This window comes from Legionella navarrensis, assembly GCF_052527415.1.
Map to the genome: position 1 here is coordinate 1 of NZ_JBNVZR010000056.1, position 765 is coordinate 765.

Consider the following 765-nt stretch of genomic DNA (forward strand, 5'->3'; position numbering starts at 1 on the left):
CGGCACCAGACCACGCTGAACAATGTCATCAGCCTGTTGCGTCAGACCCATGGCACGATAGCGCTCTTCACGCTCCGCCCAGCTCGGCTTTGCTGCGTCTTCAGCCGGCAGCGTCTGAGATGAACTCGATGCCGCGGCGCCAGGTACCTGCCGGTTGATTATTTCCGCCAGGGGATTCAGCAGCATATCACAGTCATGCCCGCCGTCCTGCATAACGAACAGTCGCGCACTGGCGCGGGTGAAGCCAGTCAGTACCTTCTGAAAAGCCCGCACAAAACGCGCGTCGCTTCGTCCGGCTTTTGCACGCCCGGTGATCATATCAGCGCTGTCTGTTATTTTCCGCAGGGCCCTGTTGGCTTCCTTAAACTCGAGATTGTCCAGCGGTCGATAGTATAAAACCGTTGCAAAGCCCAGGCCGCCAATTTCTTCCGGCGTGAACACATTAGGCGTGCCAAACCGCCCCTGCGCCTCCCCTCTGAACCCATCATCCGCGACCACCGCAAAATCCGGATCATCCTGGTATTGCCGGCGGATGAGCGCGATGTCGTCATCCTTTGTCGAATACAGTCTCACTTCACCATCAGGCAGGCTCGAATCAGCCCGGAACTGCATCTGATGCGATTCATATTTATCACCCTTACCGCCACTGAGACGATATTTGATCTGGTTCCACCTGTTCGCCACTTCCAGAACTCTCTTCGGGCAGCGGTAAGCAAAGCTCAGGGAAATAAAGTTCATGTTGTCGAAACTGCGCACAAAATGAAA

1 protein-coding gene is annotated in these 765 nt (G+C 55.6%); it reads right to left on the bottom strand.

The window, feature by feature from the left end; genetic code table 11:
• Positions 1-738: hypothetical protein (locus ACQUTA_RS13085; RefSeq protein ID WP_444988708.1), on the bottom strand; the 738-nt coding region annotated here is incomplete at its 3' end.
• Positions 739-765: the final 27 nt, after the last annotated feature.